At 49.4% G+C, this 22,699-nt stretch carries 24 protein-coding genes; 11 read left to right on the top strand and 13 right to left on the bottom strand.

Annotation, left to right across the window (positions count from 1 at the left end):
- Positions 1-13 precede the first annotated feature (13 nt).
- Positions 14-949, top strand: coding sequence for a pyridoxamine 5'-phosphate oxidase family protein (locus OXN82_RS08315; protein ID WP_321211368.1), 936 nt, complete (start codon positions 14-16; stop codon positions 947-949).
- Positions 950-1,319: 370 nt separating this feature from the next.
- Here OXN82_RS08315 and albA read toward each other — a convergent pair whose 3' ends face one another.
- From albA to OXN82_RS08285, 6 genes are all read right to left on the bottom strand, one after another.
- Positions 1,320-1,595 carry a DNA-binding protein Alba gene (albA, locus tag OXN82_RS08310; RefSeq protein ID WP_013294904.1) on the bottom strand — a complete coding sequence of 92 codons (276 nt, stop codon included), beginning with the start codon at positions 1,593-1,595 and terminating at the stop codon, positions 1,320-1,322.
- 78 nt (positions 1,596-1,673) lie between these two features.
- A complete protein-coding gene (locus tag OXN82_RS08305) occupies positions 1,674-2,858 on the bottom strand; it encodes a nitrogenase component 1 (RefSeq protein WP_321211367.1) in 1,185 nt (394 codons plus the stop codon).
- An 8-nt stretch (positions 2,859-2,866) separates the two neighbouring features.
- A complete protein-coding gene (locus OXN82_RS08300) occupies positions 2,867-4,384 on the bottom strand; it encodes a 2-isopropylmalate synthase (RefSeq protein WP_321211366.1) in 1,518 nt (505 codons plus the stop codon).
- 151 nt (positions 4,385-4,535) lie between these two features.
- On the bottom strand, positions 4,536-5,327 hold the full coding sequence (locus tag OXN82_RS08295; RefSeq protein ID WP_321211365.1) for a DUF63 family protein: 792 nt from the start codon (positions 5,325-5,327) through the stop codon (positions 4,536-4,538).
- On the bottom strand, positions 5,317-5,979 hold the full coding sequence (locus tag OXN82_RS08290; RefSeq protein ID WP_321211364.1) for a PHP domain-containing protein: 663 nt from the start codon (positions 5,977-5,979) through the stop codon (positions 5,317-5,319). Before OXN82_RS08290 ends, OXN82_RS08295 begins: the two co-directional genes overlap by 11 nt.
- 40 nt (positions 5,980-6,019) lie before the next feature.
- Positions 6,020-7,039: a DUF1786 domain-containing protein gene (locus OXN82_RS08285; RefSeq protein ID WP_321211363.1), complete on the bottom strand. Its 1,020-nt coding sequence runs from the start codon at positions 7,037-7,039 to the stop codon at positions 6,020-6,022.
- Between the two features lie 147 nt (positions 7,040-7,186).
- Here OXN82_RS08285 and OXN82_RS08280 point away from each other — a divergent pair, with 147 nt between their 5' ends.
- The 9 genes from OXN82_RS08280 (at position 7,187) to OXN82_RS08240 (ending at position 14,917) form a co-directional block, all read left to right on the top strand.
- Positions 7,187-8,473, top strand: coding sequence for a TrpB-like pyridoxal phosphate-dependent enzyme (locus OXN82_RS08280; protein WP_321211362.1), 1,287 nt, complete (start codon positions 7,187-7,189; stop codon positions 8,471-8,473).
- A gap of 163 nt (positions 8,474-8,636) precedes the next feature.
- Complete coding sequence (locus OXN82_RS08275; RefSeq protein WP_321211361.1) at positions 8,637-8,924, top strand: hypothetical protein; 288 nt, start codon at positions 8,637-8,639, stop codon at positions 8,922-8,924.
- 12 nt (positions 8,925-8,936) lie between these two features.
- Complete coding sequence (locus tag OXN82_RS08270) at positions 8,937-10,157, top strand: bifunctional 5,6,7,8-tetrahydromethanopterin hydro-lyase/3-hexulose-6-phosphate synthase (RefSeq protein WP_321211360.1); 1,221 nt, start codon at positions 8,937-8,939, stop codon at positions 10,155-10,157.
- An 18-nt stretch (positions 10,158-10,175) separates the two neighbouring features.
- On the top strand, positions 10,176-10,760 hold the full coding sequence (locus tag OXN82_RS08265) for a flavodoxin family protein (RefSeq protein WP_321211359.1): 585 nt from the start codon (positions 10,176-10,178) through the stop codon (positions 10,758-10,760).
- Between the two features lie 76 nt (positions 10,761-10,836).
- Complete coding sequence (locus OXN82_RS08260; RefSeq protein WP_321211358.1) at positions 10,837-12,393, top strand: oligosaccharide flippase family protein; 1,557 nt, start codon at positions 10,837-10,839, stop codon at positions 12,391-12,393.
- 40 nt (positions 12,394-12,433) lie between these two features.
- Positions 12,434-13,105: a TOBE domain-containing protein gene (locus OXN82_RS08255; protein ID WP_321211357.1), complete on the top strand. Its 672-nt coding sequence runs from the start codon at positions 12,434-12,436 to the stop codon at positions 13,103-13,105.
- Positions 13,106-13,124: 19 nt separating this feature from the next.
- Positions 13,125-13,355, top strand: a complete 231-nt coding sequence (locus OXN82_RS08250; protein WP_321211356.1) for a ferredoxin family protein — start codon at positions 13,125-13,127, stop codon at positions 13,353-13,355.
- The gene (hisB, locus tag OXN82_RS08245) at positions 13,321-13,896 is read left to right on the top strand and encodes an imidazoleglycerol-phosphate dehydratase HisB (protein ID WP_321211355.1); all 576 of its coding nucleotides are present in this window, start codon (positions 13,321-13,323) and stop codon (positions 13,894-13,896) included. Before OXN82_RS08250 ends, hisB begins: the two co-directional genes overlap by 35 nt.
- A gap of 238 nt (positions 13,897-14,134) precedes the next feature.
- A complete protein-coding gene (locus OXN82_RS08240; protein WP_321211354.1) occupies positions 14,135-14,917 on the top strand; it encodes a class II glutamine amidotransferase in 783 nt (260 codons plus the stop codon).
- Between the two features lie 176 nt (positions 14,918-15,093).
- Here OXN82_RS08240 and OXN82_RS08235 read toward each other — a convergent pair whose 3' ends face one another.
- The 6 genes from OXN82_RS08235 to OXN82_RS08210 all read right to left on the bottom strand — a co-directional run bounded on the left by OXN82_RS08235 (position 15,094) and on the right by OXN82_RS08210 (position 20,646).
- Entirely contained in the window at positions 15,094-15,924 is an 831-nt protein-coding gene (locus OXN82_RS08235) for a F420-dependent methylenetetrahydromethanopterin dehydrogenase (RefSeq protein WP_321211353.1), read from the bottom strand.
- Positions 15,925-16,092: 168 nt separating this feature from the next.
- The gene (locus OXN82_RS08230) at positions 16,093-16,506 is read right to left on the bottom strand and encodes a cysteine peptidase family C39 domain-containing protein (RefSeq protein WP_321211352.1); all 414 of its coding nucleotides are present in this window, start codon (positions 16,504-16,506) and stop codon (positions 16,093-16,095) included.
- Positions 16,507-16,726: 220 nt separating this feature from the next.
- Complete coding sequence (locus OXN82_RS08225; protein WP_321211351.1) at positions 16,727-17,665, bottom strand: hypothetical protein; 939 nt, start codon at positions 17,663-17,665, stop codon at positions 16,727-16,729.
- A gap of 79 nt (positions 17,666-17,744) precedes the next feature.
- A complete protein-coding gene (locus tag OXN82_RS08220) occupies positions 17,745-18,827 on the bottom strand; it encodes an oligosaccharide repeat unit polymerase family protein (RefSeq protein ID WP_321211350.1) in 1,083 nt (360 codons plus the stop codon).
- Positions 18,817-20,172, bottom strand: coding sequence for a Ni-sirohydrochlorin a,c-diamide synthase (gene cfbB / locus OXN82_RS08215; RefSeq protein ID WP_321211349.1), 1,356 nt, complete (start codon positions 20,170-20,172; stop codon positions 18,817-18,819). The genes OXN82_RS08220 and cfbB overlap by 11 nt, the downstream gene beginning before the upstream one ends.
- A gap of 93 nt (positions 20,173-20,265) precedes the next feature.
- Positions 20,266-20,646 carry a hypothetical protein gene (locus OXN82_RS08210; protein ID WP_321211348.1) on the bottom strand — a complete coding sequence of 127 codons (381 nt, stop codon included), beginning with the start codon at positions 20,644-20,646 and terminating at the stop codon, positions 20,266-20,268.
- A gap of 643 nt (positions 20,647-21,289) precedes the next feature.
- On the opposite strand from OXN82_RS08210, the gene OXN82_RS08205 reads away from it, so the two are divergent.
- Positions 21,290-22,396 carry a radical SAM protein gene (locus OXN82_RS08205; protein WP_321211347.1) on the top strand — a complete coding sequence of 369 codons (1,107 nt, stop codon included), beginning with the start codon at positions 21,290-21,292 and terminating at the stop codon, positions 22,394-22,396.
- A gap of 1 nt (position 22,397) precedes the next feature.
- Here OXN82_RS08205 and OXN82_RS08200 read toward each other — a convergent pair whose 3' ends face one another.
- Positions 22,398-22,697, bottom strand: a complete 300-nt coding sequence (locus tag OXN82_RS08200) for a hypothetical protein (RefSeq protein ID WP_321211346.1) — start codon at positions 22,695-22,697, stop codon at positions 22,398-22,400.
- Positions 22,698-22,699: the final 2 nt, after the last annotated feature.

Here is a 22,699-nt window from a genome sequence, read left to right as displayed (position 1 = left end):
TGAAGGTGAAGGTATGTTCAGGACACTCATAATCTATGAGAGCACCTACGGCTCCACAGAGGAGGCCGCATCAGCCATTGGAAGGATACTCGGGCCCTCAAGGTGCTGCACCACAGAAGAGTTTCAGGAAGACTGCGGGGAATTTGACTTCTTCGTTATCGGTTCCGGGGTTTACAGGGGCCGTTTACACGACAGGATACCCGATTTTATAAAGAAAAATCCCTGGCTTCGTGATAAACCCGTGGCGATATTCTCAGTTTCCCTGGACCGGGATGATGGTAGAAGGGCCCTCAGTGAGGCTGAAAAACTTCTTGGGGGTGCTGTCCATTCAGCCACCCTTGGTGGGCGCATGATCCTTGAAAGACTCTCTGATGGGGATCTTGAGGATCTCAGGAGGTTCTCCGAGGTTGCTGGAATTGAAATTAAGGATTCTGACATCTTTGATATCTCAGAGGTGATTGGAGTTGCCCTTGACCTTAAAGAAATCAGGGACTCGCTTATGACTGACATTGATGAGGATAAACTCCGTGAATCCATTGATGAGTTTCTGAGGTCCCATAACACATGTGTCCTTGCAACCTGCCATGGTAACCGACCAAGGGCAACACCCCTTGAATACGTGTACGACGGTGAGTCCATATACGTGATCACCGAGGGTGGGGAGAAATTCGCAGGTATCCTTGAGAACAGCAACGCCTCTGTTGCAGTTTACGAGGACTACACATCCATGAGCAATCTGGCAGGGATGCAGATAACCGGTGCTGTGGATATACTGGATGAAGAGGAATCAGAGAGGATCTATAATCTAAGGGGCCTCAATCCTGAGTCCATGAGAAACCTCCCCGTGGATATGAATGTCATAAGGATCTCCATCCAGAGTGTAGAGTTCCTTAACAGCAGGTTCAGGGATGCCTCAGCAGGCGCGAAACAGGTTCTCTGGTTTAAATAGAAACCCTGGAATAGTTTTATGGAATGCCCGGAATTTCCTATTCATTCATTTTTAGTAAATTAATTCTCAGTCACGTATGGGGAGTGATTCTTCATAGAAGCTGCTTAAAATACTGAAAATCTTGAAAAAATAATCATAATCTTCAGAATATGTGAATAAACTATTACAATTCTGTGAAAATTAGATATTACATTGAGGTCAGCTGAAATGGTATGAAGACCCTCTTAATTTTCTGATAAAGTATTATGCTGGGGTTAAGTGAGAAGTCAATGACTGTTCTGAATCCCCTGATAAAGAGTAAAGTTCCTGAAAATTCAGTGCATATAAAATATAAAAGAATGGAAACCTGTGGCTTCCATCTTTTATATCCCTAATCCTTTCTGAGCTGGATTTCTATTGCTGAAACATTGGTAGCGGTTCCTTCGTTACCAATGATCTCCTCTGTACATATGTCGATGTTCTCTATCTGTATGTCTGGTATGAAACGGTTCCTGACAATCTCTGCAACGTCAACAGCCCTGCTTATAGCTCTTCCACGGGCTTTAAGGATCACTTCACTGGTTCCACCGTTCATCTGAGTCACTACGGCCAGAACATAGTTCATTACAGGCTTGTTTCCGATGTATACTACATTCTCCTCTGACATCACTTAACCTCCAAGAGTGTCTGTAATAAAGATAGAAACCCGGATTATATAAAGTTTGTGATATGCTAATTAAAAAATTTAATAACTTCTGGACTTAACAGCTTCAAGTATCCTGCCGCCGGTTACAGCGGCCCCCCTGAACCCTGCAGTGAGGGCAGAGCCATGCATAACATCGATAAGCGGCGTCCCCAGTGATTCTGAAAACCCTGTCTCTGCAACTCCACCGAGTATGACCTCAGGTTCATTCCTGATAAGCGCATCCTCCAGCTCAGAGAGGTCAGCCCCCACCAGGACCTCCGACCTCACGCCAGTTTCAGAGAGGTTCTCAAGTGTGTACTCACCGATCATGTCCATTGCCACCACAGCGGGTTTCATTCCAAGCTCAGTTACAAATTCGGCCAGTGCAACGGCCCTTGTGGGTCCTGAAACTATAGCAACCCTCACACCATCCAGTTCCGATCTCAGGCGATCCCTTTCCTCAGCGTATTCACCAAGTCCGTCCTGGAGGGGGTAATAAATGTTTAGGTGGTCCATTATCACCTCATAGAACCTTAGGGTGTTTGAAAATCCCAGGGGGATGGGGTGGTGGATGAAGGGCATCCCGAATTCCTCCTCGAGAAACCTGCAGGGCCCTATTCCTGATACATCACAGAAGGAATAGTTCAGATGGGCTGACGCAATCCCCTCAATGTCACCGACTGTGCTCCCGGATGTGAGAACACAGTTCACAGAAACACCCATCCTGCCAAGGGTATCCACAATATGGTTGAGGTCGGGGCCACCCCTGAACTCCCCTATGATGTTGATTGATGGCTCATCTGATGGTTTCGCATCAGCTGCAATGGACTCAAGGAGTGCCATCATGACCTCGAGGTATCCTTCGCCCTGGTTTGACTCAAAGCCCCCTGCACTGATGGTTATGATTTTAGAGTCGATTTCCCCCTTAACCTCCTCTGCAGCCCTCCCTATATCCTCACCTATTATGCTTGTTGCACAGGAGCTCATAACAGCTATGAGTTCCGGTTTAAGGGTTCTGTCAGCGTCAATTATGGCCTTTTTGAGTTTATCGGCGGCCCCGAATACCACGTCTGATTCAGTGAGTTCTGTTGATAGAACCCTTATCCTTTTACCTCCCCTTGCCTTCAGAAGGTATCCTATATGGTATGCGCAGCCCCTGGGGCCGTGGATGAGTGGTACCGCATTGCGGATGCCTGAAACAGCCCTTACAGCCCCGAAGAGTTTACATGTTGATACTGGCTCCATCGGTACACCTATTTAAGGCTCAGGATCTTGTTGATTGCATCGAGGACCGCCTCCACACTCGCCATTACTATATCCTCCCTGGTGGATCTTCCCGTTGCCTTGTTGCCGTCGGCGTCGCTCATGACAACGAAGACCTCTGCAAGGGCGTTGGTACCGCCTGTTATTGCCTCTATGTTGTACTCATCAAGTTCTATATCTGCTGTTTCACTTACTAGGCTCTGTATGGCGTTTATGGCTGCATCGACAGGCCCCACGCCGGTCATTGATGTTGTCTTGATTTCATCTCCGATCCTCAGCTTCACGGTGGCGGTTGGCATCACACTCTCACCTGTCATCACCGCTATGCCCTCAAGCTTCACAATCTCCCTTGTTGCCTTTCCAAGGATCGTGACTGCCATTGCCCGAAGATCTGCGTCGGTGATCCTTTTCCCCTTATCCCCAAGTCTTTTGACCTGTTCATAGAGGGTGCAGAACTGGTCCTCGTTCATATCTATGCCATATTCCTGAAGCTTTGATCTGAGGGCGTTGGCCCCTGTGTGCTTGCCGAGGACTATCCTCCTCTTGTGGCCAACCATCTCAGGGGTTATGGGTTCATAGGTTTCTGCCTTCTCAAGAACCCCATGGACGTGTATACCGGCCTCATGTGCAAAGGCGTTTTCGCCCACGATTGCCTTGTTGGGGGGCATCCTAACCCCTGTTATCTTTGATACGAATTCCGAGATGTTCACAAGTTCCGTTGTCTTTATGGTGAGGGGGAGGTCATAGCGGGTTATGAGGGCCATCACAACCTCCTCGAGGGCTGCATTTCCTGCCCTTTCACCGAGCCCGTTGATGGTTGCATGTACCTGTGATGCGCCTGCCTCCACCGCTGCAAGGGAGTTTGCAACGGCCAGTCCAAAGTCGTTGTGACAGTGTACGCTGATGGGTGTCCTGACCTCATCCCTGAGTCCCCTTATGAGGTGGTTCATGGCCCGGGGTATCATCACCCCAACTGTGTCAGGGACGTTTATCATGTCGGCCCCTGCATCCTCTGCGGCCCTGTATACCTCCACAAGGTAATCAAATTCTGTCCTTGTGGCGTCCTCGGCAGAGAATTCCACCCTGAGCCCATGTTCAACCGCATATTCCACCCCGAATACCGCCCTGTCTATTATCTCCTCAGGGGACATTTTGAGCTTGTACTTCCTGTGGAGGGGTGAGGTCCCTATGAATGTGTGTATGTAGTCAGCGCCGCAGTCAATAACAGCGTCTATGTCCTCCCTGAGCACCCTTGCCAAACCACAGGTATTCGCATCAAGGCCCAGTTCAACTATCCTCCTTACGGCGTCCATCTCCCCCGGGGAGGCTGCAGGGAACCCTGCCTCTATTGTGTCAACTCCAAGGGAGTCCAGTTTCCTTGCTATGCATATCTTCTCATCCACCGTGAGCGCCACTCCAGGTGTCTGCTCACCGTCCCTGAGTGTTGTGTCAAATATTCTAACCGTCTCAGGTAGCTTCATTTCCGGTTTAACCTCTTCTATGTACATTTAAATTCCCCGTGGTCTGGCCTTTTATCATGATCTATATGCTGCCACAATTAAAAGCTTTTACACACCAGATTCGATTATAAGTTATAAGTTATAAGTTAAAAGTCAGAAAGCCCGTCTTCCGCCAAGAGACAAAGTGTCCGGGGTATATTTAAACCGCCATGCTGAGACTCAGAAGGTTCCTGAGGCCCGGTGCAAGGCCAAGTATGAATATCACAAGTTTAAGTAGATCTGAATCCCCAGGGTCCTCAACGTACCTGTCAATGGCATAGAGCGCCATCAATATGACCGCTATCTTGAGGGGGAACATCACAAGGGCAGTGCCAGTCAGGGCCGTGAATGCCGATGGCAGGACATGCTGCTCAGCATAGCCATAGAGGTCAACCGCAACGTAGGTTGAGGATGCATCAAAAAGGTGCGCATATACCACGTAGAGGTTCATCCTGTCCCTTAGAAGTTCCCATTTAATACTTATTATATAGAAAAGGACTGCCGATGCCATGAACACTCCCAGCACAGAGAAAAATGGTACGGGATTAATTTTCTGCATGCTTATGATGTTTGGTATGGAAAGAACCGCCCCTGTAGCAAATACAAGCCTTCTGTAATCCCATCCATAAAGTTTCTCAAGTTTAACCGATATGAGGAGCGCTGCTATTGCCGTGAGTCCCACAAGGATGTATATGCCAGGGGTCACAAGGAGATGGGTGAGTGGATAGATTCCATTATCAACAAGGGCCCTTGCACCTGACCCGAGAAATATGAAGGGAAGCAGTGGCACCAGGAGTTCCCTGGGGTCCTTTTTAAGCCACCTGAACATTCTGAGTATGATGAGAACAACAGCCCCGAGTACAAGGCCAAAAACAACCGTGTTGAAGGGTGTGTAGCCAGGGTGGAGGTAGAAAAAGTTGCTCTCCAGGAACTTCTGAAGCTCAGATATCATTTCTCATCCTGCCTATGAGTTTTTTGTTGATTACCTCCCTCACAATCAGTGGAAGAGATGTCCTTCTTCCCTCAGGCCTGGTTCTACCCCTTCTTATACCCTCAATTATATCATCAACTGTATTTTCGGATTCCACTTGTGTAAATGAACTTCCAACGGCCTCCACGAAGTGTGCGTCGCTTGCACCTATCTCAGGGATGCCCCTCTTTCTTGCGAATTTCCTGGCCCTCCAGTTGGAGTACCCAACTATGTAGCGGGAGTTGAGGGTTTCAACTGCATCAACACGGAGGTTTCTCTCGTTCACAAAGAGTCCCTGTCTGTACCTGACAAATGGGTGTGGGATTATGGCAAGTGCGTCCTGTGAGTGTATCTCATCCAGGGTCTCTGCAGGTGTGAGTCCCCTCTGTATTTCCTCCTGCACTCCTAGTGCCACTATGTGGCCGGCGGATGTGCTGAGTTCCACTGCGGGGACCACAGTGACCCCAAACTCTGCTGAGTCCTCCATTGCAATCCGGGACCCCTTCATTGTATTGTGGTCTGCAATCGCAACTGCATCGAGGCCCACAAGGGAGGCCCTCTTCAGCACATCCCGTGGCGTTCCCCTTGCATCCCCTGAGTATACCGTGTGTATGTGGGGGTCAATCCTTATCATGAAATCACCTTAAAATTGCCCTCATGTTCCCCTGGACCCATCAGTGCATCACCCTGTATTCTATGCTTCCTATGAGCCCCACGGGCCCTGTCATCATGACGTCCCCTGCGGGTGCAGCATGGTGTACCCTGAGGGATGTTTCATCGAGAATATTCCTCTGTGGGCCCGTTGCAACAACCACCTCAGGCTCACCCACTCCTCCGAGGACATGGGCACCATGACCCCCGTCGCCATGGACCTCCCGGTGGGTTATCTCTCCACGGGCGAGTTTCAGAAGGAGTTCCTCAAGTTTTTCAGGGGACAGCATCTTTGTGTGGTGCTCCATGACCCCATGTATCCGGCCATCCAGTACGCTGGCTGCCAGGGTGTGACCGTTACCCACATCAACAGCGACTAAGGGCCCCTCTGAGTCCACTGCAGGGTCAAGGAGTGCCCCTGCTATTGAGGCGAACTTGGAATCCATCATAAGGAGGGGGTGCTCAGATGCCCCCTCAATGGATTTCATCCTTGTGAAGTAATCTGGGACATTGCCAAGGTATGAGAACTCCTCAGGTTTCACTGGTTCTCTTAGTTTTTCCCTGATCTTCATGAACCGGAAGTTTCTATCACCCATATCACCACCCGCACCATGGTCCTGAACAGCCACCCCCAGGAAGTCGATTTCCAGTTCAACATCAAAGTGTCCAAGGGCCCCTGCTATGGCCCCGAGATCAACATCCCCTAACTTCACCCTCCTCAGGCCAGGGTCCCTGTCTGATATCTCTATCCCCATCGCCCTGACCCTTTCAAGGTCATCCCTGATGGTCCTTGCTGCCTCATGGGTCATTACAACCCTGTAACCCCTCTCAAGGTGCTCAATTATGGCCCTGCTCACGGGTCCCCCTCCCATTGTCTGGCCATGAATGAAGACGTCCTCGGTGATTCCCCTGATCCTTTCTGCGATTATCCTTGTGGGTGAGGGCAGTACCATCTTTATGGAATTTTCAATTCTATCAACTGCAGTATCATGGTACATTATATCCTGGGTCCCTGCCCCCACATCAACTGCAAGTATCTTCATGTGGGAATCATATCTTCCCCCCATTTATTAACCATTTCCTAAATGTACAGATATGTACTGTAAAGTTTTAAATAGTTCTTTAAAGAGACATCATGCATGTAAATGCTGATGATAACATGACCTTATCATGAAATCTAAGGTGATACCATGAACAAGATTGTTCTTGACGAAAATGAAATACCAAAAAAATGGTACAACATCAACCCGGACCTGCCATCACCACTACCAGAACCCAGAAACCCTGAGGGCGGAGAGAACATAGAGAACCTTCCAAGGGTGTTCTCAAGGGGGGTTCTTGAGCAGGAGATGTCAACGGAGCGCTGGATAAAGATCCCCCGTGAGGTCAGAGATGTCTACAAGATGATCGGAAGACCCACCCCACTCTTCCGGGCAAAGGGCCTTGAGGAGATGCTTGACACCCCCGCCAGGATATACTACAAGAGGGAGGATTATTCACCCACAGGAAGCCACAAGCTCAATACCGCGATAGCACAGGCATACTATGCCCGTGAAGATGGAGCTGAAAGGCTCACAACAGAAACAGGTGCTGGACAGTGGGGAACAGCACTCTCACTTGCATGTTCACTCATGGACCTCCAGTGCAAGGTCTACATGGTCAGGGTTTCCTTCAACCAGAAGCCCTTCAGAAAAACAATAATGCAGCTTTACGGTGGCGAGGTTGTCCCATCACCAAGTGACCATACCGAATTCGGAAGGAAAATACTCAGTGAGGACCCCGAACACCCGGGCTCCCTTGGTATAGCCATATCAGAGGCAATGGAGGAGGCCCTCCAGTATGAAAACGTTTACTACTCCCTTGGAAGCGTCCTAAACCACGTTCTGCTACATCAGACCGTGATAGGTCTTGAAACACAGAAGCAGCTGGAAATAGCAGGTGAAACACCTGACTTCATGATAGGATGTGTGGGAGGGGGCAGCAACTTTGGTGGGGCGGTTTTCCCATTCATAAAGGACAAAATTGATGGTAAACTCGACTGTGAATTCATAGCAGCTGAACCAAGATCCTGCCCGACCCTAACCCAGGGAGAATACCGGTACGACTTCGGTGACACTGCTGGTATGACACCACTCCTCAAGATGTACACACTCGGCCACGACTTTGTACCCCCCTCCGTGCACGCAGGCGGCCTGAGGTACCACGGGATGTCACCGCAGGTTGCACTGCTGGTGAAGGAGGGCATCATCAGGGCCCAGGCCGTGGCGCAGCATAAAATATTTGAGAGCGGTGTTAAATTTGCAAAGGCCGAGGGGGTTGTCCCTGCACCAGAAACCTGCCACGCCATAAGTGTTGCCATGGAGGAGGCCAGAAAGTGCAGAGAGACCGGTGAGGAGAAAACCATAGTGGTAAGCTTCTCTGGCCACGGGCTCCTGGACCTCAAGGGTTATGGGGACTATCTTGAGGGCAAAATCTGATAGTCCCGATTGAATTCATGGGGATTTCTGGCTGAAACTCCATGATACATGGAACTCCACTGGATTTCAGCCATGAAAATCCCGTATCTTCTTCTTCAATACATATAAATACCATCATCGCCTACACTAAATTAGTTTATATCAATCTCATCAAGGTGATCTGATGGACTACAGAAATATCGTTATCGGTGCCATGATCCTTATCATAGCACTGATGGTCGGTTTCAATGTTGCCCTGTACATGGGGGCCCAGGAACAGAACGTAACCCAGCTGGACTGGGCTGACAACGCAACAACAGATATGAGTTTTGCAAATGAATCCCCTGCACCGGTCAGCACCGACAACACCATAAAAACCACAAAGAGAACCAGGACAAACATCACACCCGGTGAAGGAAACACCACAGCACCTGAAGAACCCGAAACACCGGCTCAAAATCAAACCACATAAGGAGGATCAAGATTGTACAGAATAGGTGAAGCACTCATAGGAAGCGGCAATGAAGTTGCCCATATAGATCTCATCATAGGTGATAAGGAGGGAAACGCGGGGGCAGCCTTTGCAAATGGCCTCACCAGCCTTTCCCTTGGTCATACACCACTTCTATCGGTTATAAGGCCCAACCTCATGACAAAACCCGCAACCCTCATAGTACCCAAGGTCACGGTGAGCTGTCTTGAGGACGCCGACAAGGTCTTCGGGCCGGCACAGACAGCGGTTGCCCGTGCAGTTGCCGATGCGGTTGAGGAGGGAATAATCCCCGAGGAAAAGGTTGAGGACCTCGTGGTAATTGTCAGCGTATTCATACACCCCGAGGCAGAGGACTACCGCAAGATATACCAGTACAACTACGGGGCAACCAAACTGGCCCTCAGAAGGGCCATGGAGAACTACCCATCAGCAAGGAAGGTCCTCAGTGAAAAGGACCGGGGAAGCCACCCCATCATGGGCTTCAGGGCAGTCAGGCTCTGGAACCCCCCCTACCTGCAGGTTGCCCTTGACCTTGACAGCATGGAGGAGATGGAGAGGATCATTGACGCTCTCCCCAACAGGGAAAGGATACTCCTCGAGGCCGGAACACCCCTGGTCAAGAAGTTCGGTGTTGGTGTTGTGAGCAGGATAAGGGAGCTTCGAAGGGACGCCTTCATAATAGCTGACCTCAAAACCCTTGACGTTGGCAGGATAGAGGTTAAGATGGCCGCAGATGAGACGGCTGATGCAGTGGCCATATCCGGTCTTGGAACCGTTGAGTCCATTGAGAAGGCCATCCACGAGGCCCAGAAACAGGGAATATACTCCATACTGGACATGATGAATGTTGAAAACTTCGTTGATAAACTCAGGGGCCTCAGATACAAGCCAGACATCGTCCTCCTCCACAGGAATGTGGACCTTGAAACCCTCAGAGCAGAGCGTGGAGAGGATCTTGGTGAAATGAGCGAATGGGGCAACATCAGGGAAATAAAGGATATACTTGGCCCCAGGGGTCTTGTGGCCGTTGCAGGTGGTATAACACCATCCAAAATGCAGGAGGCCCTTGATAGCGGCGCCGACATAATAGTGGTTGGAAGGTACATAATAGGCTCAAGGGATGTTAGGAGGGCTGCCGAGGACTTCCTGGAGCACATGCCCCAGGACCCCGACACCATGCGACTGCCCCTTGACGAGGACGAGTCAATCTAGCCAGGAAGGGGGTTGCAGATGATAGTGGGTATATGTGGAAGCCCCAGGAAACAGGCCACCCATTACGTGCTTGAGAGGACCCTTGAAACACTGGAGGATGAAGGGTTTGAAACAGAGTTCTTCACTGTAAGGGGTAAGAACATCTCACCCTGCAGGCACTGTGACTACTGCCTCAGGAACAGGGAGTGTGTGCTGAAGGACGACATGTACCCACTCTACGACCTCCTTAGGGGGGCCCAGGGAATCATAATTGCAACCCCTGTCTACAATGGCGGTGTCAGCGCCCAGGTGAAGGCCATAATGGACCGCTGCCGGGCGCTTGGTGCAGAGGACTACGACTCCCTGAGGGGTAAGTTGGGCATGGGCATAGCTGTTGGTGGTGACAGGTGCGGGGGGCAGGAACCTGCCCTCATGCAGATACACACCTTCTACATCCTCAACGGAGTAATACCAGTAAGCGGGGGGTCCTTCGGAGCAAACCTGGGTGCGTGTCTCTGGTCAAGGGACACCGTCGAGGGCGTTAAGGAGGACTCCTACGGGTTTAAAACCCTTGATAAAACCCTCAAAATGTTTAAGAGATTTCTGAATTCCCGGGCCCCATAATTTATTTTTTTATCATGGCAACTTCGACCCAAAGGCTTATTTAAGGCGCTATCAGATCTATTTTTCCGGTGATTCAATGGCATCTTCAGGTACCTCCAAACTCTTAAAGGGCAGCTTCTTTATAATAATCGGCAACCTGCTTTTCAGGGTGGGTGGATACATCTACCGCGTTCTAATGACACGTCTCCTCGGACCCGAGGGCTACGGACTCCTGGGACTGACACTCCCATTCCAGGGGATATTCCAGATACTGGCCGCCGGGGGTCTGCCGCCGGCAATAGCCAAGTATGTGGCCCAGCACCGGGCCCTCAAGGAGGATGAAATGGCCAGGCAGGTTGTTATAACCGCGCTGAAGGTCATGATATTTCTTGGTCTGACGTTCTCCCTCGTAATGTTCTTCACAGCCCCCTGGCTTGCAAACCAGTTCTTCCATAAACCAGCAGCCCAGTACCCCTTGCAGGCTGTTGCACTCATAACACCCTTCAGTGTTATAGTGGGTGCCTTCAGGGGCGCATTTCAGGGCATATACCGGATGGAGTACGTCGTGGTTACAAGGGCTGTTGAGCAGGTTTTCATGATAATCCTCGCAGTTGTCTTTGTGATGGCCGGTTTCTATGCAGCAGGGGCGGTTATGGGTACCGCCATGGGTTTTCTTGCATCGGCCATATCAGCTATCCTGATATTCAAAAGGCTGATGAACAGCTACTTTCCACCTGCTCCCCCAGAAAAGAGGCTGACCCTCAGGGAGGAGCTGGGGCTTGTGAAAGTGCTTCTCTCATTCTCCATCCCCGTCATAATCACCGCCCTCTCTGAGATGGCAATATATGATATAAGTGTATTTGTGATAGGGGTTTTCATGGCAACAACCTCTGTGGGATACTACACTGCTGCTGATCCCATTGCCAGGCTTCCCCTGGTAGTATCACTCTCTGTGGCAACCGCTGTTCTTCCTGCAGCCTCAGAGGCCTTCGCCCTGAAGGACAGGAGGCTCCTTGAAACCTACATTGTGCAGTCATACAGGGTCGTGACTCTCCTTGTGCTTCCCATGTGTGTTGGCATAGCCGTCTTCTCAGAGCCCCTCCTTGAACTCCTCTTTGGGAGCAACTTCATCTTCGGTTCTGGTGCCCTGAGCATACTGGTTGTTGGGATGAGCTTCTACACCCTCTTCATGATATCCTCAAGTATCGCCCAGGGGATAGGTTACCCCCGTCTTCCAATGTACGTTCTGGTGGCTGGAACTGTCATAAATCTCGCACTGAACGTTGCCCTCGTGCCCTTACTTGGAATCGAGGGGGGAGCCCTTGCAACAACAATTGCTGCCCTTATCATAATGATCATCATCCTCTGGAAGACCTCAGAGATAACCGGTGTGAAGCCGCCAGGCCTTTCACTTCTCAGGATAGGAATCGCATCAGGGGTTATGGGGGTCTTCATGCTGCTCCTCCCCCAGACCATCATGGGGCTCCTTCTGGCAATAATTCTCAGTCCCCTGGTTTACGGTGTGAGCCTGCTCCTTATAGGTGGTGTTGAGAAGAGGGACGTGAGGCTTTTGAGGAAGTCTGCATCAAGGATGGGTCCCCTCTCAGGAGCCATGAACAGGGTGGCTGATCTTATGGACCGCTGGGCAAGGTGATGGCATAAGAATATAAAGAACAAGATCCATAGGTTCTACAATGAGCTTCAGCTGCAGAATTGCCATTGACGGAACCGAAGTCCCCCTGGATGAGAGAAGGTTCAGACTTCTCAGGCTGATCCAGAGCAGGGGTTCCATAAGCAAAGCAGCAGAGGAGGCCGGTATCCCCTACCGCAGCGCCCTTGCCTATATAAGGAACCTTGAGGAACTCCTCGGTGAAGAGGTCGTGGAAACCAGAAGGGGCGGTAAAGGTGGGGGTGGAGGTAGCAGGCTCACAGAAACAGGCATCAGGGTCGTCCTTGAGTATCTTAAATTAAAGAGGGCCCTTGAAAGGCAGATTTCCAGTAACGAAATCAGGGGGACTGTTGAGGAGATTTCGGGGGATGGTCCAAGGATAAGGGTGGGAAACTCCATCCTGGAGGCACCAATGGTTGAGGGTTTATCCCCTGGAGATGAGGTCATACTCCTCGTTGACCCTGAGGACATTGTGCTCATGGGTGAAAGGTACGATACCAGCATGAGGAACATCATTCCAGGAACTGTTACAGGCCTTGAACTTGATGGGGACATTGTGACTGTCAGGATCAATGCAGGGGACATTAAACTCAAGACCCGCATAACACGTGAATCGCAGCGTAAAATGAAACTGAACCCCGGATCCGATGTATATGCTGGTTTTAAGGCTGTTGCTGTTACTGTTCTTAAGATATGAAGTATTAGTGGTGATTTAATTGAAGATCATTGTGGATCCAGATAAATGCACCAGATGCGGCGAGTGCCGGGAGGCCTGTCCCAAGGGGGGAAGGATATGGGCCATAGACAGGAGAAACCCTGCCCGGGCCTCAAACCTTGAATTCTGCCACCAGTGCATGATATGTGCAAGTAAATGTCCTGAAGGCGCCATAAGGATCATAAGGGATGATAACTATGAGAAGAAGTCTGAAGACCAGGGAAACCCTTGAAACCCATGTGAAGGTTGATCTTAACCTTGATGGTAGTGGAAGGTCAAATGTGAATACAGGTCTTGGATTCCTTGACCACATGCTTGGATCGCTGGCCCGTCACGGGCTCATGGACCTTGAGGTGGAGGCAAGGGGGGATCTGGAGGTTGACGACCACCACACGGTTGAGGATGTTGCGCTGACACTGGGCGAGGCCCTCAGGGAAGCCCTCGGTGATGGAAAGGGTATAAGGAGGATGGCCCATGCTATGGTCCCCATGGATGAGTCCCTGGCCACAGTTGCACTGGACCTGGGTGGAAGACCCTACACGGTGCTTGAACTTGATTTCAACGGTGCCAGGATTGGGGATGTCTCATCAGATAACATAGGGCATTTCTTTGAGTCATTTGCGGCTTCTGCGGCCATTAACATCCATGCATCTGTTAGGGGAAGTAACGACCACCATAAGGCTGAGGCACTCTTCAAGGCACTTGCAATGGCACTCAGGGACGCTGTGCGTGTTGAACACGATATGATTCCAAGCACCAAGGGCAGCTTATAGAGAATTTGTGGATGGCAAACTGATCCTGAATTTTAGCATTCATTCACATCATCATAACTCCAAGTACGCGGAGATCATTGCAGATAGGTGTTTTTTTACGTTAATGGATGCAATTTATTAAGAGGTTTTCGACTAAATTAATCATAAGGATCTGCCGTCTAAGACATGCTATTGACCGCAGGCTGCATCACAATCATCACAGAAGGATCTCATTACAAAATTTAAGGGGGTGATTGGTTTGTGTGAACTGCTGGGGTTCTGTTTTAACCGGGAAGTGGAACCATCCTTTTCCCTCAGGGGTTTCAGGACGAGGTCAGAGGATAACCCTCACGGCTGGGGGCTGGCCTTCTATCCAGATGAATCGGTACAGGTTTACAAAGAGCCCTGCCCCTCAAAGGAGAGTCCGCTGTCACAGTTCCTGGAGAACTATGAACCCATAGGTTCCAGGATCATAATATCCCATATACGTCGGATAAGCAGCGGGGATAAGTCCCACAGTAACACCCACCCCTTCCAGAGGGAATGGGACGGACGGGACTATGTGTTCGCCCACAACGGCACCCTCAACATTGATAACCCTGAGGGTGGAAGGTATAAACCCGTTGGGACAACTGACTCCGAGATCGCATTCTGCCACATCATGAACCGCATCAGTGAGGAGGGCGTTAAATTCAGGGATGACGAGGATTACGAGTGGCTCTGGAGCGTTCTGAATGATATCAACGGATATGGAGATTTTAACTGCCTCCTATCCGATGGTAAACACCTCTTCTCCTATCATGACATGGAGGGATACAAGGGTCTCCACCAGTTGCATCGAAAGGCACCCTACGGTCCCGTTGAACTCCTTGATGACGATTACCAGATAGACCTCGCCCATGAGAAAAAGCCTGATCAGGAGGGTTACATAATCGCAAGTAAACCTCTGACCAGTGAAAAATGGGAGGCCTTCCTTAAAGGAGAATTGAGGGTCTACAGAGATGGGAAGTTAATCTTCAGGGTCAGCGAGGAGAGCATCTGATGACGGTAAACGACAGCCCATTTCAACCAAGATCCATGCCATCTATTTAATTTATATTATGGGCCGCTGGACCAGTGATATTAAGCATCCGGGAATATAAACATGCTCTGGACGTTGAAAAAGAATTAAATCTCATTGAAAGGCCCATATATCAGAAAAAATAAGTGGTTGAAGATCTATTCTGGCTTGGCCAGAAGATCCTTCTTACTCAGTGTCTCTCCTTCCTTACCGTGTGGTGTTCTCAGCACAGTGTCGTTGGCCTTTTCGATTTCCCTTGCTTCAACTGCAAGTCTGGCAGCTGCAGATAGCATTTCATGTGCTGAGGCAACTATTGGTATGTACTGGTCAGGGTCCTGTACCATGAAGCAGCCCCTGACGTCTATGTCAGCCACCTTGGTTGCTATCTCATATGCAGCCATTGCCTTGGCCTTTGCATATGGGTTGGTGTAGCCTGCTGCCTCAACCGCCTTATCTGTGTCTATTACCACCTGCGGAAGTTCAGGTGCCTTTCCGGCTTCAACATCCGCGATCATTGCATCGATTGTGTTCTGCACAACCCTGTATGCGCCTGTGAATGCAAGGACCTTTATAACATCGGAGTTGAAGGATGCCATCTCTGTTGGGTCCAGGAACTCCCTTCTTGCCCCTATCATCGGGTCGGCCTTTACTATTATGTATCCAAGTCCCTGCTCCTCGATTTCATCCTTGACCCTGAGACCTGGTGCGTCACCTATGATCATGGCTGGAACATCAGCCTCTGAAAGGAGCTCCCTTGCCTTTGCAGGGCCAGGTGCACCGGGGTTTGGGCTTATGAATATAACAAAGTCCCTATCCATTTCAAGCATGGTTGGTACTGCCCTTTCGATTTCATCGGGGTTCATTTTTGCACCTGAACCCACGACACAGACATCTATGTTTGGCCTGTCTGCCCTCTCATCAAGTAACAGGTCCAGCACAGGTGAGGTCCCGATGTTACCACATTTTATTATACCAATTTTTACAACCATTAGATCACCAGAATCTTATTATTTTGCGCCTTATTAAGTATTTTATGATTTAAAGATTATGATTAAGCTTTTATACCAGTAGTATATTTTTTACCTTTTCTGGGATCATGATGATTAAAATTTAAATTATAGTTAATATCTTAATCATTTAATTTAATATTGGGTTTATTAATCATCCTCCCTTTCAACCACAAGAACGTTGCCTGTGAATATTTTTGAGAAGATCTCCCTCCTTATCCTTATCCTCCCCATGGCAGGGTCAGCCAGGGTGATGTTTCTATCATCAACCGAGAGAACAACGGTGTAGTGTGCCGTGTCACCGTACCTTACAAATACGATGTGGTTCCTTCTCAGATCCGATATTTCCATCCTGACACCCCTTGCACTCAATCCCTTCGAGGTTGCTGCGAGTATCAGCCCATACATGGTGGTCCCTGATTCGTCTGTACCTGCAAGCTCCGCCAGTTCTGCCTCGCTGCAGTGAACTCCAAGGTTTCTGAGAACCGTGGCAAGTGCCGCCGGGCCACAGCTGTATCCGCTGCTCTGCCTCACTATAACCTCATCACCCAGAGATGATTTCATATCAAAAACCTCCATTTTAATACCAGTATTCATAATAAATTATTAATTATTATTAATAAATGTATATGATTGAAGTGAAACAGAACCCCATGAACTCATATAAAGAACGGTGGTCTTGCTTCAAATGAAAAAGAGCTTGAACGAGCAGCGAGTAAATGCCCTAACCATCACCAAGAATGGTGGTTCCTCAAAGAATTAATGACCTGAAGGTATCCATCAGCTACCTGAAACCTTTCCGGGCATCCCAGATGCGCTTCATAGACCTAAATCCACCCCTGGGACCTGCGAACTCATGGAAATCATCAATGAGTCCCATTAACTTCCTGACGGCCCGCTCAGCATCCCCTAGAATTCCTGAGGACTCGGGTGGTTTCACCTCATCCACCACCTCACTGAGGCTGGCAGAATCAACCACAGGTATCCCCACCTCAACTGCAAGGTCCACGCTCGCGTGTCTCTCATGAAAGCCCCGGAGCTTAATTGCCGGAACACCCAGCACAGCGGCCTCGATGGTGAGGCCCATTCCTGCCCCGTATATGACAAGGTCAGCGTAGGCCATGAGGGATGGAAGATCAACAAATCCCTCAAGGACCTCGGTCTTCTCTGAACCTACGAAGCTCCTCACATAATGTGGACTGAAGCGGAAGGGTACCACTATAATGCGTCTTCCAAGGGCCTCAACTCTCGATATGAGGTCAGGTATATCCCCCCTTCGCAGGTCGCCTCCAAGGACCAGGAGAGTGTAATTCCCGATACCTGGATCCTCAATCTGGAGGCGGCTCACATAGAGGGCATGTGGGTAGCCACCTATGACCTCAACATTCTCAAGGAGGTACTCATCCTCAAGGTAATCCCTGTAGCGGGTGGATGGTGCCGTTACAATGTCTGCAAACGCTATCATTTCAATGGGGTTGTAGATGTCCTGTTCAATATGAAGGACACCCTTCCCTCGGAGATATGATGCTGCGATGGCCTTCCTCACATCCCCTGCATTCCCGCATGTGAGCATGAGATCCGGGTTTATTTTTCCAAGGTGGCGCCAGGTAGCTGCAATATCCCTCAGGACGAGGTATGCGATTTCCATCTTACCCCCGGATCTGCTCCTGCTGGTTCCCATTGAATAGTATTCCTGGCAGAGGTCTCCCAGGACATCCCTCACCCCCACACCATGACACAGGCAGTGGTATTCATGTTCAGATTCCTGCATCAGGGGATGGAAGGTCTTTGCAGGTGCCAGTTCAGCTGCAACTGCCAGTTTCAGGATAACACCTCCAGAGGACGTATATAATTGATATGACAGCCACCATGTAGAACAACCAGACCACAAGGTCTGTTGGGCCTGTTTCGACCCAGATTATGGTATGGGCCAGAATTACCGAATAAATACCTGTGAAGATTCCATTCAGCGATATCTGAATCCTGTGCATTAATCCAAGGACCAGGCCCAGAAGGAACATCTGGATAACCATTGCAGGAAGCCCGAAGTCCAGGAGCGGGGGTCCGAATATGAGTGATGTTGTTGAGTGCCTGTAGCCAAGCACGACCTCACCGACGATTACCCGTGGGTCCGTTGAGTGCAGGTATCCTGTAAGGGTGTAATAGATGAGTTCACCGGCAGTTGCTCCCTGATGGTCCAGAAGCCTGTCAAATACCATGAGGGTGTAGCCTGCCCTGTAGAGGAGGAGTTCCAGTGGATTGAGGGTCCAGGTCTGCCATTCAATTGATTTAACAGCAATGTAGCCAACTGATATTGCCACAATGGCAAGAGCTGATAGTAGGAGGCCTATCTGGCGGGGGGATGGCCTTGCAGAGTAGTAGATGGTTATGATACCGCTCAGCAGTATAACCACAACGGTTGTCCTGTAGCCTGTGAGGGCAAAGAGTGTGGCGCCAATTATAAGTGGAATACAGTACCTCCTCCTGGGATAAGCTGCAAGAAGCATGTTAATTGATGGGAGGAATATGAGGTATGAGAGAAGCCATATCTTCGTAACCGCCCTTGCCTTGAGGTAACCGCTTAGGAGTGGAATTCCCCCCAGCATATAGAGGTTCAGTGCCTGTAGAGTGATTCCAAACGTGACAAGAAGTACCAGCAGTGTTTCGCTGGGATTTCCTGGACTGGCAGGTTTCTCTGTTGGTATCCTTCCAGACATATATGCTCCAAGGATGAATACGCTGGCACCCAGGACTATATAGAGAATTGAAGCCCCTGATGGAAATTTCAGGCCCCTGATGCCCATCAGTGCCCCTGAAAGGGCAAGTAAAAGGTATATGAGCAGCGCTATAATGACAGAATAGGGAGAGAATATATCAAACCTCATCCTGGAGCTCCCATGCATTTCTTGTGAAGTTTGCGGCAAAGGTGGGGCATGATGCTGCATGTATGTGCACGTAACTTGCAAGGGCCGATCCAGAGGTTATTCCATCCATGGAATCCATTATTCCCCTGCCCCTGAGCACCCTGAAGGCAAACTGCGCATCTCCAGTGACTGAGACCCTTGAGTAGTGGAATTCATGTCCCCTGAACACATCCCCCTCCCCTGTTATCAGGTTGTCAGAGACCGCCTCAGAGATCACGTAACTCAGTCCCTGGACATTTTTCGTCATCTCAGCATCGTAGGGGAACACACCACACATCTCGCGCCCATCAATGGACCTCGTCAGGTACATAAGGCCGCCACATTCCCCGAAGATTGGTCTGCCGTTTGCGTGAAACCTCTTCACCGACATCCTCATGGATCTGTTGGATTCGAGTTCCTCTGCAAATACCTCAGGGTAGCCGCCCCCTATGTATACCGCGTCAACATCAGGAAGCTCCTCATCATGGAGGGGGCTGAAGTAGACAACCGAAGCCGCGTTATCCTCAAGTGCCTCTATGTTCTCTCTGTAATAAAAGTTAAAGGCCTCATCAAATGCCACGCCTATTTTAACCTTCCTTTTGTTCTCCCTCTGCCACAGGGGTTCCCTCTCCCCATCAATTTTTCCTGCAGACGCCATTATATCCTCAAGGGCCTCAAGGTCCAGGTACTCCTCCATTGCACTGCCCCATCTCTCAATGTAGGATGCTATCTGTTCCCTTTCAACGGCGGGTACAAGTCCAAGGTGCCTCTGCTCAACCTCCAGTTCTGCACTCCTTGGTATCCCCCCCACCACCTCAGTCCCTGTGAGTTCCTCGATAGCCTCCTTTGTCTTGAGGTAGTGTCTCCTGTTCTTAACCTGGTTCAGGATAACCCCCCTGATTTTAACCTCAGGGTCAAGGGACCTGAAACCCAGTACCATGGCTGCCGCGCTTTTAACAAGGCTTCTTGAATTTATTATGAGAACCACTGGGGCCTTAAGGGCCTTTGCAACTGAGGCTGTGCTTCCAGTGTCCCCGGTTGCACTTATACCCTCATAAAGTCCCCTGACACCCTCTATTATACCCATTCTGGCTCCAGATATCTTCATTGCCCTTGTGAAGGCCTCCCTTATCTGGGCATCTGTCATGAAGAAGGAGTCAAGGTTCCTTGACATGTTGCCTGTGGCCATGGTGTGATAGGATGGGTCTATGTAGTCCGGGCCCACCTTGAAGGGCTGGATACCCCTATCTGAGAGTGCCCTCATTATCCCAGTCGCTATGGTGGTCTTGCCAACTGCGCTCCCCGTCCCTGCAAGTACAAGTCTCATATATGAAACTCGATGCTACATTTATTTAAGTTTTGGGAGAATAGCACCTTTTTTCTGTTTTCTCAGAAATAAAAAAAGGATTTGTCAGAAATTTCATCTGAGAAGGTATCTTGCCCTTGATGTGTGTGACTTGCCATGGACAAGGCAGAAGTCGGCGTCGCATCTGCTGCAGAACCACATCCCCTCTGGACATGTGGCGCCCTCTTCATATCTCAGTGTTCCGTACCTGCCACAGAATGGGCAGTAATTCCTGAATCGTGACTGATGCTCCTTGTAGTCCGCATGAAGTGAACATGAACACCTCCCACTGGCCTCAACGTAAGTCGCGGTTACAGTGTGGAATGATGCCCCCACATCCCTTGATGTGCGTCTGTAGGCCCTCACATGTTTCCTTTTGAGGACCCTCTTTTTATAGTATGCCTTTGTGTGGATTCTTTTTTTGCTGTACTTCTTATAATACTTCTTTGCATCCACCTTCAGGGCCTTTGCACTGATTTCAGTTCCTCTATCCTCTGCCTCAGAAGCGATTATACCCGCTGCAGCTATGGAGAATAGAAATAAAGATGCAATAAAAAGTCGCTTAATTTTACCGCCTCCAATCCAGAAAGATATTTACTGTTCCCTCTGGATGTTGGGAATATAACTGTGACCTCATATATAAAATTTTGCCTCAGAATTGGAAAATAAGACGTCTGATAACTCTTTTTTTCAATCAGAGCCTTCTAATTACTTTTTAAAAATTGAAGTGATGGGTGTGATGTTTTAATTTCTTCTTTAAATCACTGTGATAATACCGTTTCCCTTTTTCAAAAAATAAGCCATATTAAACCGTTTTTTAAATTGAATGATCTGATGGTTTATTTAAGGGGGTGCATAGGCACCATTCTAAGAGGATCCAGAACATTAAAAAAGACCTGTGTTTATATCAGGGCATGAGATAGATGCTTTGAAATTTTAAACTTTTCTTGTGATCTAAAATATAATATAAATCCTTATAATGACTTAAAATCAATTATAATCCTTTCAAATCATTCATCTTATCTCCCCATCAGAATCACTGCGGATTCCACGAGCCCCCTGATAAATTAGTTATAGAATCATGGACATATTATTCACCATGAGTCTTGCTGAAAGGGTCCAGGTGCTGAGTGACAGTGCCCAGTTTGACCTCTGCGACTACAGTGCAGACCCCTCCCAGCGGAACCCCTCGCTGCCGGGTATCTACTACACAAGTTACAGGGGCTGCAGGGTCCCCCTCTTCAAGGTTCTGCTCACCAACAGGTGCTGCAACGACTGCAGGTACTGTATAAACAGCGCAGAGAAAGAGCCCGTAGAGCTGAAGCCGGAGGAAATTGCAGGGATATTCCTTGACTACTATGAGAGGCGCTACGTTGATGGACTCTTCCTCAGCTCCGGGGTAAGCAGGGACCCTGATGAAACCATGGAAAAGCTCCTGGAGACGCTCAGAATCCTTAGGCTTGAGGGCTACGGCGGCTACATACACCTCAAGATCATACCGGGCTCATCCATGGACACTGTAAGGAGGGCCATGGAACTTGCAAGTCGTGTGAGCATCAACCTGGAGACCGCGACAAGGGATGGTCTTGATGAACTTTCATCAACCAAGGACTACAGTGTTGACATCCTGCGGAGAATGAGGTGGATCAGCAGGTTCAAAAAGAGACACCCTGAACTTGCACCCTCAGGTCAGAGTACCCAGCTGATGGTTGGGGCTGTTGATGAAACAGATGAGGATATAGTTAAACGTGTCAAGTGGATCTACGATAAATATTCCCTCAGAAGGGTGTACTTCAGTGGTTTTCAGCCCATTGAAGGGACTGAACTTGAGAAAAGGGCCGAAGAAGATCCAAAACGTGTCTTTAGGCTCTATCAGACAGATGCGCTCCTGAAGTCCTATGGTTTCGGTGTTGATGAGTTGAGGTTCAGTGGGGGCTACCTGGACACCTCTGTGGATCCAAAGTACGCCGCAGCCATGGAGATGGATATCTTCCCGGTGGACCTCAAGACCGCCCCCTATCATGAAATCATCAGGGTCCCTGGAATAGGGCCAAGGTCGGCCAGAAAAATAATTGAACTGAGGGCTAAGGTTAACCTCACCCCAGATATCCTGAAGGGAATTGGGGTGAGGCTGGGCAGGGCTGAACCCTTCATATACCTTGACGGATCCCAGACAACCCTCAGCAGCTGGAATAAGAGTGATTGAATTACTGGAGTTCAGAGAACATCTCCCATATTTCAGGGTACTTCTCCTTAACGGCCCTTTCTATGAGGTCCGATGCCTCCCTGCTTATGCTGAACTCTGGCTGTGTCTTTTTCAGGTACCTGAGGACCGCTGCAGACCTTGCAGACCAGAGGGTTATGCGGGGGTTGCGTTTAACCTCCCTTATAACAGCCTCAACCTGCACATCTCCAGGCACTGAGTCAGAGGTCTCCTTTAATTCCTTCCTTGTCCTTGACTGGATGAGTGCATCGAGTCCCATTCCAAGGCCCTTCTTCTGTGTCATCA

Origin of the sequence: Methanothermobacter sp. DP (assembly GCF_026692625.1) — an archaeon.
GTDB lineage: Archaea > Methanobacteriota > Methanobacteria > Methanobacteriales > Methanothermobacteraceae > Methanothermobacter > Methanothermobacter marburgensis.
The sequence above is the reverse complement of the archived record's forward strand: the minus strand, read 5'-3'. Positions and strand labels throughout refer to the sequence as shown.